We start from the raw sequence: 681 nt of genomic DNA on the forward strand, positions 1-681 counted from the left end.
GTACATTATTGTTAAGCGATAAAACCAAAGTCCCCATCTCGCGCCAGAACCGCGAAATGGTAAAAGATGCTTTAGGCAAAAGTTTAGCATAAAAAACCTATAATTGCATATACCTAACAAATTATGAAAATTATTTTATCAGCCCTCGTTTTGACCATTGCAGCAACTATAGCCTACGGCCAGGAAAAGCCGATGCCTTYGTATCCAAAAGGTGTGCCCAATTCAAAACCTACGCCTGCCACTTATGTAGAGAAAATAAATGGTGCATGGATAACAGGGGTAAGTGAACCAACCCTCACACCTTATTTGCCGGCAAAAGGTAAGGCCAACGGAGCCGCTATTGTAGTTTGCCCGGGCGGCGGTTATGGCGGTTTAGCCAATGCACATGAGGGGATAGCCATTTGCCAGGAATTTAATAAAATAGGTGTAACAGCGTTTTTACTGAAGTATCGCTTGCCAAGTGATGATATAATGGTAGATAGGTCAATCGGTCCGCTACAGGATGCGCAAATGGCCATATTAACTGTTCGTAAAAATGCTAAGGAGTGGGGGATAAACCCTGCAAAAATAGGAATTATTGGCTTTTCGGCCGGCGGTCACCTGGCATCTACCGAAGGAACACACTTTGATAAACCGGTGATTGAAAATAAAGATAACATTAGCCTGCGCCCCGATTTTATG

Annotated in this window: 1 protein-coding gene; it reads left to right on the forward strand. The window is 43.4% G+C overall.

What is annotated here, in order from left to right:
* Positions 1-123 precede the first annotated feature (123 nt).
* The coding region (locus AC1DPZ_RS28540; RefSeq protein WP_477409898.1) for an alpha/beta hydrolase at positions 124-681 on the forward strand (558 nt) is incomplete at its 3' end.

The organism is Mucilaginibacter sp. P4_G9 (assembly GCF_056400985.1).